This is a genomic window from Kitasatospora sp. NPDC059327 (assembly GCF_042752535.1).
Lineage (GTDB): Bacteria > Actinomycetota > Actinomycetes > Streptomycetales > Streptomycetaceae > Kitasatospora.
In genome coordinates, this window is record NZ_JBHYYB010000116.1 from 17,115 (window position 1) to 26,272 (window position 9,158).

A 9,158-nucleotide genomic window follows, 5' to 3' on the forward strand; every position below is an offset into this window, starting at 1 on the left:
CCCGCGGGCGGCGGCCCCCCTCCCTTGCCCCCCCCCCCCCGCCCGGCAGCTCGACCGCGACCGCCAGTTCCTCGGCGGGACGGTCGTGCGGACCCTGTGGCATCGGCCGGAGAAGAACGGTTCCCCGAACGTGCGCCAGTCCTTCTCGGCGATCGCCAGCGCCACGGCGTCCGCGCGCCGCCCCGCCAGTGAACGGGCCGCCAGTGAACGGGCCGCCGGGTTTGGCACGTGGCCCAGCTCGGCGATGGCCTGCTGCACGGCACGCCGGGTCGACTCCTTGACACCGGTCGCGTCGTTGATGACGCGGGAGACCGTGCCCCGCCCACCCCGGCGAGCGCGGTCACTTCCTCCAGCGTCGGCGCGGTGCCAGGGCGCCGCTTCACCCTATTAACCCCACCCCCAGGGCACCCGATCCCACGGTCCCGGGCGGGCGCCCGATCGGCGGGTCGGCGTCGGTCGGCGGCCTGTTCGCCTGCCACACGTCTGGCGCGGTTCCACCTTGCGCACCCCGTGTCCCGTTCTCCTTGACCAACCCGGCCCGGGCCGCGCCGGTGCGGGAGGCGGGGAGGGCGGCAGGGTCAGGGCGGTGGTCAGCTGCGCAGGGTGAGGGGCAGCGCCTCCAAGCCGCGCAGCATCATCGTGTTGCGCCAGCGCAGGTCGCGCTCCTGGCAGGCCAGGGTCATTCCGGGGAAGCGGGCGAGGAGCGCGGTGAGCGCGATCTCGGTCTCCAGCTTGCCGAGCAGGGCCCCGAGGCAGCGGTGGATGCCACCGCCGAAGGCGAGATGGCCGGCGTCCCGGCGGTCGAGGACGAGGCGGTCGGGGTCCTGGAAGCGCGCCGGGTCGCGGTTGGCCGCGCCGAGGGACAGCAGCACGAACTCGTCCTGCGGGATCTCCACCCCGCCGACGTCCACCGGCTCGGTGGTGAAGCGGGTGGTGGCCATGCAGATGGGGGAGTCGTAGCGCAGAAACTCCTCGACGGCCCTGGGCATCCGGGTGAGATCGGCGCGCAGCCAGGCGGCCTGGCCGGGATCGCGCAGCAGCGCGAGGCAGGAGGTTCCCAGCAGGTTCACGGTGGTCTCATGCCCGCCGATCAGCAGCAGGGCGACCATGCCCACGATCTCGTCGTCCGTCAGCTCCCCGCGCTCGCGGGCCTCCAGCAGCTCGGTGAGCAGATCGGCGGGACGGGCATTGCGGCGGATACGCCGGTCGGCGATGGCCAGGACGTACGAGCCCATCTCCTGGACGGCTCGCCCGAACGCCGCGTGGTCGCCCTCCTGGGTGACGATGGCGGTCGACCACGTCCGGTAGAGGTCGCGGTCCTCGGGCGGGAAGCCGAGCAGTTCGCAGACGACGAGGATCGGCAGCGGGAAGGCGAAGTCACGTACCAGGTCCACCGTGGCGGTGGTGGTGCCGGTCGTGAGGCGCGCGGTTGCCACGTCCAGCCCGTCGAGGAGTTCGAGGGTGATGCGCTCGACCATCGGCCGCATCGCCTCGACCCGCTTGCGGCTGAACGCCGCCTGGACCACGCGGCGGAGGCGGGTGTGGTCGGGCGGATCGCTGCTGAGCATATGGGTGATCTCGGTGCCCAGGTTGACGCCCTCGACCCGGCTGTCGGCCAGGGCCTGGGCGCGCCGCGCGTCCTGCGCGAAGCGGGGGTCGAAGAGCGCGGCCCGGACGTCGACGTAGCGCGGGACGATCCACAGCCGCGGGCCGCCGTCGCTGTGCAGCACGGAGACCGGGGCCGATCGCCGCATCCTGGCCAGGGTCGGGTACGGGTCGCTGAGGAACGTCGGCGGGTTCTGGCGCGGCTCCGTCGTCTCGGCCTCGTCCGGCCGGTGCGTCCCCGGCCGGGGACTGTTCGTCCGGGGTGCTGCCGTCGCTGCCGTAGCTGTGGTCATGATGTTCTCCTGTCCTCACCGGCACGGCCGGCGCCGCGGCGGGGTGCCGGGCGTGGCACCCCGCTACGGCGCCGCTTGGGCTCACTGCAGAGGCGACTTCTCCTCCGTGTTCGTCTTCGCGCGGGTGGCGCAGGTCCGCGCCGGGCCGTTCGGCCGGACCGGGACCGCCTTGTCCAGGGCGGCCTGGCTGTGCGGCGGAATGATGATCCCGCGCTCCCGCTCGGGGGCGCTGATGGGGTCGACGCGCAGTCCGTGACGCTTCATGGGGTTGACCTTTCCTCGGTGTGGTGGACGGGGTGGTGCGAGCCGGTCCGCCCGCTGTCGCGGCGGTCGGCGGTTCTGGGGGAGGCGCGCAGCGCGTCGTCGGCGTAGCGCACCATGGCGGCCCAGGCGGCGGCGTGTCCGGCTGGGTCACGGCCCACGTCGTGTCCGCCGCCGAGCCACCGGACGCGATGCGGGACGTCGCGGCGCCGCAGCGCTGCGAGATAGCGCTCGATCTGTTCCGGGGGGCACTTCTCGTCGTCCGCCGAGGCGGCGAGGAAGAGCGGGCCGCGTACGCGGCCCGCGTAGGTCATCGGGCAGGCCGCGCGATAGCGGTGTGGCACCTGCTCGGGGGTGCCGCCGAAGAGGCGGTCGTCGACCTCCCGCAGCGCCGGCGTCGTCGCCCGGTACGCCGCCGTGTAGTCGGCCACCGGGGCGACGGCCAGCCCCACGTCCCACAGCCGGGGCTGGACGCCCATCGCCAGCAGCGTCAGATAGCCGCCCCAGGAGTAGCCGCACAGGCCGGTACGGCCCGGCTCCGAGACTCCCGCGTCGATGAGGTGGCCGCGCACCGCGGCGAGGTCTTCGAGCTGGGCGAGGCCGACCCGGTGGCCGAAGTCGTCCCGCCAGCGGGGGCCGTAGCCCGTCGAGCCGCGGTAGTTGGTGCGCACCACGGCGAATCCGGCCCCGACCAGGGCCTCGGTCCGGGCGTCGTAGGCGTCCCGGTCGTGGGTGTGGGGCCCGCCGTGGACGAGGAAGACCGTCGGCCAGGGGCGGTGGCCCGCCGCGCGGCCGGGCGGGGTGGCCACAAAGCTGTGGATCTGCCCGTACGGCCGACGTGTCCACAGCTCGCGGCGCCTGGATCCGGTCGTTCCGCCGGGCGCCGTGCCGGGTGACGCCGTGCCGCGTGACGCCGTCGTGGAGCTGCCGGAGTGGTCGGAGCGGCCGGAGCGGTCGGGACGTTCCGGGGGTTCCGGGGGTTCCGGGTGCTCCGCACTTTCCGGGCTTTTCGGGCTTTCCGGGTGGCAGATCAGTGGCCGGGGCGGTTCGCCGTCGCGGCTCCACAGGCAGTGGACCGTGCGGTCGGGTACGCAGGAGAAGTCGATGATCGTGCCCTCGGGTGTGGGAAGCACCGTCGTCGTACCGCGGTCGAGGTCGGCGCGGAGCAGGCGGCTGCGTCCCGCCCGGTCCTGCTGGACCAGCGCCGTGCGGCCGGGCCCGTACCAGCAGGCGGTGATCTCCGTATCGAAGTCGAGGGCGGAGCCGGGACCGTGCGTACGGATCCCCTCGCCCTGCCGCCAGAAGGCCAGGGTGTAGCGGCCCGCGCGTTCGAGGACGAGCAGCAGTTCCGGCCGTGCGGTGGTGAGGTCCGGGCGGAAGCCCAGCGCCCACACCGCGCCGCCGTCGCCGTCCCCCGCCGCGCCGGGGATGGCGTCCACGAGGACGCCGGAGGCCGGTGACCACAGCCGGACCGCGGCCGGTCCGGCCGGGAACCCCGCGGTGGCCAGCAGCCGGCCGCCGGGGGCCAGGCCCACCACTGCCGCATAGCCGGGCTCCTCGGCCACCAGGCGGGCTCGCTCGCCCGGTCGGCCGAGGTAGTACCGCGAGCGGTCCGCGACCCCGACGCCGACGGCGGCGAGGCCGCTGCGAGGGTCGAAGGCCAGGCCGTGCATCCGCCCGGCGGGTAGGCCGTCGAGTGCCGGGCGCGGGTGGCCGCCCTCGAACGGCCCGCGCAGCCAGTGGCCTTGACCGTCGGGAGCGGCGTCGAACCACCACAGGCCGTGGCCGTCCGGCTCGATGGCGGCGGTCTCCACACCCAGCGGTGCGGTGGTCGCCTGGCGGCGCCGACCCGTCGTCAGATCCCAGGCCACGATCTGCGGGAGACCGTCCACATACCGGGTCTCGACCGCTCGCCGTCCGTCGCGGGCGGCGAAGGACGGGACGTGCACCGCCGTTCCGATACCGCCGCTCATCGCCGTCCCTCCCTTCGTCGGTGTCCGGTTCCGCCGCCGGTGGCCTTGGCTGTGGTGGGCTCCGACGGCCATCACACTGCCGGACGGGCGGGCTGCGTGGCAGGGAAGAAAGCGCAGCGGCACCGACAGTGAGCCACTGCCGCGCCTTCCCTGGCACCGGACGGTGGGCGGGCGACAGGGTACGGGGGCGACCACACGACCCGGACCCACCGAGGAGAAAGGGGCGACCCGATGACGATCGCGGCGACCCGGCCCGGCGCAGCCCCCGTCCCACCCGGCGGAGCGCCGAACGGCACAGCGGATGGCAGGCCGGGCCGTGCGCTGACGGCGGTCTACGTCGCGGGCGCGGTGACGGCGTTGGGCACCCAGATGACCATGCTCGCGCTGCCCTGGCTGGTGCTGGAGACCACCGGCTCGGCCACCCGGGCGGGCCTGGTCTTCGCGGCCCAGGTGCTGCCCATGGCGCTGCTCGGCTTCGCGGGCGGAGAGGTCATCCAGCGCCTGGGCGCCCGCCGGACCATGGTCGTCTCCGATCTCGCCCGCGCTCCGGTGGTGGCGCTGATCCCGCTGCTGCAGACCGTGGGCGCGCTCAATCTGGCCGTCCTCGTGGCGATCGTCGCGGTGCTCGGGGCGCTGGCCGTTCCCTACCACGCGGCACAGCGGGTGCTGGCGATGGAACTGCTGAGCCCGCACGCCCGCTCTCTGGCCCGCGCCAACAGCGCGCTGGCAGGTGTGCAGAACGGCTCGGCGTTCGCCGGACCGGCGCTCGCGGGGGCGCTGATCCCGCTGGTGGGGACCACATCGGTGGTGTGGCTGGACGTGGCCACGTTCGCCTTCTCCGGGTTGCTGCTGCTGCGCCGCGTCCCGGCGGGGAGTGGCGGGGCCGGAGGGTCCGCGGCCGGGCCCCGCGGCCTGTGGGCGGGGGTGCGGCATCTGTGCGGCGACTGGTTCCTGAGCCGGGCGATGCTGTCCACCGTGGTGTTCGGGCTGATGCTGCGAACCCTGATGATCACCCTGCCGGTGCTGGCGTTCGCCCGGTTCGAGGGGGACGCCAGGGTCGGTGGCCTGCTGATCGCCGCCGATGGCGCCGGTGGCCTGGTGGGCTCGGTGGCCGCCTATGTGCTGGCGGCACGGATCGCCCCCGTACGACTCGCCCGTACGGCCCTGGTCTGCGTCGCTCTGCCCCTGTGGACGCTCCTGGTGCCCGTGCCGGCCGGCGTGCTCGCCGTGGCCGTCGGCCTGTCATCGGCCGCCGCGCCCCTGGCGAACGCGCCGCTGATGGGCCTGCTCTCCGTCCGGCTGCCGGACGGCTTCGGGCCGAAGGTGTTGCAGGCCGTGGTCACGATCAGCGCCCTGGCCGGGCCGCTGGGCTTCCTGGCCGCGGGCGCCGTGCTGGACCGGGCCGGTGTCGCGGCGACCCTGTGGGGCGTCGCCGCGCTCGCGACGTTCGGCAGCGGCAATCTGATCCTGGCCCTGCGCCGCCTCCAGGCCACCGGGGACGTGGACTGACCCGGTCTTCCGGTGTCGACCTGTCGGTGTCGCCGCGTGCGACCACGGACGTGGAGCGGGCGGTGGCGGGCGCGGACTTCGTGGTGGTGTCGGTGCCGGCCCGGACGCGGCGCGCGAACCTGACGGCCTGGGCGCCGCTGTTCGGCCCGTCCACCGTGGTGGTGAGCCTGATGAAGGGCAGCGAGGTCGACACGGGGCCGCGGATGAGCGAGGTGATCGGCGAGGTCGCCGGAGTCGGCGCGGAGCGCGTCGCGGTGGTGTCCGGGCCGAACCTGGCACGGGAGATCGCCCGCCGGCAGCCCGCCGCGAGTGTGGTGGCCTGTGCGGACGAGGAGGTCGCCGCCCGGCTGCGGGCGGCGTGTCACACCCCGTACTTCCGCCCCTACACCAACCCGGACGTTGTCGGGTGCGAGCTCGGTGGCGCCGCGAAGAACGTGATCGCGCTGGCGGTGGGGATCGCGGCCGGCATGGGCCTGGGTCACAACGCCCGGTCGGTGCCGATCATCCGGGGCCTGGCGGAGACCGCCCGGCTCGGCGCCGCGATCGGCGCCGAGCCGCACACCTTCGCCGGGCTGGCCGGCCGTGGCGACCTCGTCGCCAGCTGCTCCTCCCCGCTGTCACGCAACCGCTCCTTCGGGGAGCCGCTGGGTCGGGGCGCCGACGTCGCCACGGCCGCCGCGGCGGCCCCCAGACCTCCGAGGGCGTCAAGACCTCCGAGGCCCTTCTCGCGCTCGCCCGGCGCCACCGGGTGGAGATGCCGATCGCCGAGGCCGTCGTCCGGCTCCTGCGCGGCGACGTCACCCTCGACCAGGCGACCGCGCTGCTGCTGGAGCGCCCGCCCCAACCGGAGCGGCACACCCGCGCGCTGACCTCTTCCGCGTCCCAACAGGGGCGGAAAGGGGCCTGAAGGCGACGACGGTCGCGGCGTTCGGACGTGGTGACACCCTGCACCCTCCCACCCCGTCCACGCCAACACCGTGGGCGGGCGCCGCCGGACCGACCGCCGCCACCGCCGCCCGGAGACAGCCTGGCCGCCGGCCCCGTCGAGCGGCCCCGCGCGACCGTACCGCGGCCCCGCCTGGCGGGCCGGCTGTCGGGTCCGCTCCGTCAGGGACGCGAGTCGACGACCTGGACGACGGGTAGAGCCGCCACCCGACCGAGGACCGACCCGATGACCACCGGCTGGATCCAGCACGACCTCACCTTCACCGACACCGCCGCCGTCGAGCCGACCGCAGCCCTCCATCTGGCCCCCGTGCTCTCCTTCGCCCAGGACAAGGGCGAGCTGGACGGCTGGTGGTACACGCGCAAGCGGGGCCTGCGGCTGCGCCACCGGGCCGCCGCCCCCGTGCCTGTCCTCACCAACCTCCTGGACACGCTCGCCGAGGAAGGCCTCCTCTCGGGCTGGGCACCGTGATCTACGCGCCCGAGACCGAGGCGTTCGGCGGCCCGGAGGCCATGGAGACCGCCCACCGTCTCTTCCACGGATCCGGCCCGCGTGCCTGCCCCTGGAAGCCCGTGTCGGCCGGCTCACCGAGCTGGCCGACACGGCCGCCCGGCAGGCCGACCCGGGCCCGGCATCCACCGTCTTCAACCAAGCCGCCCTCCTCGCCTCCGACCTCGCCCTGCCGGACTACGCCCGTGCCCCCTGCCACCGCCACGCCGCCCACTACCTCACCCGCGGCCCACTCCCGGCGATGAGCGCCATCCGCGGCCTGGAGCCGGTCGTCGACCTCGCCCGACTCCACATCCGTGCCGGCCACCACCAACGCGGCCACCAACTCCTCCTCGACCTCCACCGGGCCGTCACCACCGCCACCACCACAATCCTCGACGGCATCACCGTCCCCAGCGAGCTCACCGAGACCGACCAGCAGCGCGCCGAGGTCCGGGCCTGGCCGTGGCGGGTCGTCCTCGCCCACGCCACCATCGGCGACCGGCCCGCAGCCCTCGCCCTGCTGGCGGACACCGAACCCGGCGACCCGTGGGAGAACGCCGTCACCGCCGTGCTGATCGCGCTGTGCCGCCCCGCCGACCGCCGGGCCGCCGACCACGCGGTCGACCACTACCTCACCTTCGAACCGGACGAGGGCCTGGCCGCGTTCACCACCCGCCTCGCCCTGACCGCCGTCCACGCGGCCCGCCCCGACACCCCCGCCGCCCGAAACCTCCTCGCACGGTTGACCAGCCGAACGGGTGAATCCGGCGACGGCTACGCCCTGCGCGACCTCCTCACCCACGAGGGCGTCCGCAGCCGTCTCCGACCTGGCCGCCGGGATGCTCTCGAACGGGCGCTCGCCGCCTGCGCACTGGACCGAGGGGTCCTGCCCGGCACCCTCCGGGACCGGCTTGAGGATGTCGTCGACCGCGCCGGGAAGGTGCTCGAAATGTCCCCGTTCGACCGGGGCTCGCCGGGAGGAAATCCACTTGAACGACGCACTCGAACAGCACCATCATCGGCCCCCTCCCCACCCGCGAAGTGGCTCAACTCGACTCCATGGGCGCGAACTTGCCGCGCCATGGGGCTGTTGGCCCGCTTCGCGCGACCGAACGCCGACGCGCCCGGAGGCGCCCGTGAACAGCCCGATCTTCCGCACCCGGTTCCGGCCCCACGGCCTGCCGGCCGTGCCCGCCCACGACACCGAGGAGCCCTGCCAGTGATCGACTTCGGAACGCTCACGGACCTGGCCGCCCGCGAGGGCATCGAGCGGATCGGTGTCGGCGTCGTGGTCCGCGACACCTCCGGCCGGATCCTGATGATCCGCCGGGCGGCGCACGACGTCCTGCCGGGCCTGTGGGAGTACCCGGGCGGCGGCCGGGAGGACGGCGAGGACGTGCCAGCCGGAGCGGCCCGCGAACTCGCCGAGGAGACCGGCCTCACCGGGTGGCCGCTGGAGTACGTCCGCCACCTCGACTTCACCGACCGGCGCGGTCGGAAGGTGAGGCAGTTCGTCTTCACGACCGTCGTGCCGGACGGCACTGCGGTCGTCCTCTCCCGCGACCACGACGACCATCGGTGGGCGGGCGCGGACGCCCTGCCGGCGACCGGCGACGGACAGCGGGAGGTCATCGAATGGCTCGCCCGGCGCCTCGCCATCCCCGGATGGCGGCCGGTCGGCGGCTACCTCACCACCATCGCCCGCCCCACCACCTACGCCAGCCTCCTGGTCACCGACCCGCAGGGCCGCGTCCTCGGCCTGCGCTCGGCCATCAACCCGGATGCGTGGAACTTCCCCGGCGGCAACGTCGAGCACGGCAGCACGCCCTTCTCGACCGCGCTGGTCGAGGCCGAGGAGGAACTCGGCCTCGACCTCGCCGAGGAGAATCCCGACGTCATCGCCCGTCGGCGCCTGGTCGCCGTCATCCACGAGCGGGCCGGCACCGAGTACCCCGTGCCCGTCTGCGGCTACGTCTTCGACGGTGTTGCGCCACGTGGCGCTCTGTAGCATCCCCAATTCAGTTGGGAGGAATTCGAAGGGAAATTCCTGGGTCACCCGACCTACCTGGACATGAAAGT

General features: G+C 74.4%; 5 protein-coding genes and 2 pseudogenes. 3 read left to right on the forward strand and 4 right to left on the reverse strand.

Annotation, left to right across the window (positions count from 1 at the left end; genetic code table 11):
• Positions 1 to 108 precede the first annotated feature (108 nt).
• From ACFXHB_RS38595 to ACFXHB_RS38610, 4 genes and pseudogenes are all read right to left on the reverse strand, one after another.
• A pseudogene (locus ACFXHB_RS38595) lies at positions 109 to 413 on the reverse strand (LacI family DNA-binding transcriptional regulator); the annotation flags it as partial.
• Positions 414 to 590: 177 nt separating this feature from the next.
• Positions 591 to 1,898, reverse strand: a complete 1,308-nt coding sequence (locus tag ACFXHB_RS38600) for a cytochrome P450 (protein ID WP_380580740.1) — start codon at positions 1,896 to 1,898, stop codon at positions 591 to 593.
• A gap of 81 nt (positions 1,899 to 1,979) precedes the next feature.
• Entirely contained in the window at positions 1,980 to 2,162 is a 183-nt protein-coding gene (locus tag ACFXHB_RS38605) for a hypothetical protein (protein WP_380580742.1), read from the reverse strand.
• Positions 2,159 to 4,132 (reverse strand): alpha/beta hydrolase family protein, encoded by a 1,974-nt coding sequence (locus ACFXHB_RS38610; protein WP_380580744.1) that lies wholly within the window; start codon positions 4,130 to 4,132, stop codon positions 2,159 to 2,161. The genes ACFXHB_RS38605 and ACFXHB_RS38610 overlap by 4 nt, the downstream gene beginning before the upstream one ends.
• Before the next feature lie 231 nt (positions 4,133 to 4,363).
• On the opposite strand from ACFXHB_RS38610, the pseudogene ACFXHB_RS38615 reads away from it, so the two are divergent.
• From ACFXHB_RS38615 to ACFXHB_RS38625, 3 genes and pseudogenes are all read left to right on the forward strand, one after another.
• Positions 4,364 to 6,548: pseudogene (locus tag ACFXHB_RS38615) on the forward strand (NAD(P)H-dependent glycerol-3-phosphate dehydrogenase).
• A 264-nt stretch (positions 6,549 to 6,812) separates the two neighbouring features.
• Positions 6,813 to 7,058 carry a hypothetical protein gene (locus ACFXHB_RS38620; RefSeq protein WP_380580746.1) on the forward strand — a complete coding sequence of 82 codons (246 nt, stop codon included), beginning with the start codon at positions 6,813 to 6,815 and terminating at the stop codon, positions 7,056 to 7,058.
• A gap of 280 nt (positions 7,059 to 7,338) precedes the next feature.
• Positions 7,339 to 9,087: an NUDIX hydrolase gene (locus tag ACFXHB_RS38625; protein WP_380580748.1), complete on the forward strand. Its 1,749-nt coding sequence runs from the start codon at positions 7,339 to 7,341 to the stop codon at positions 9,085 to 9,087.
• Positions 9,088 to 9,158: the final 71 nt, after the last annotated feature.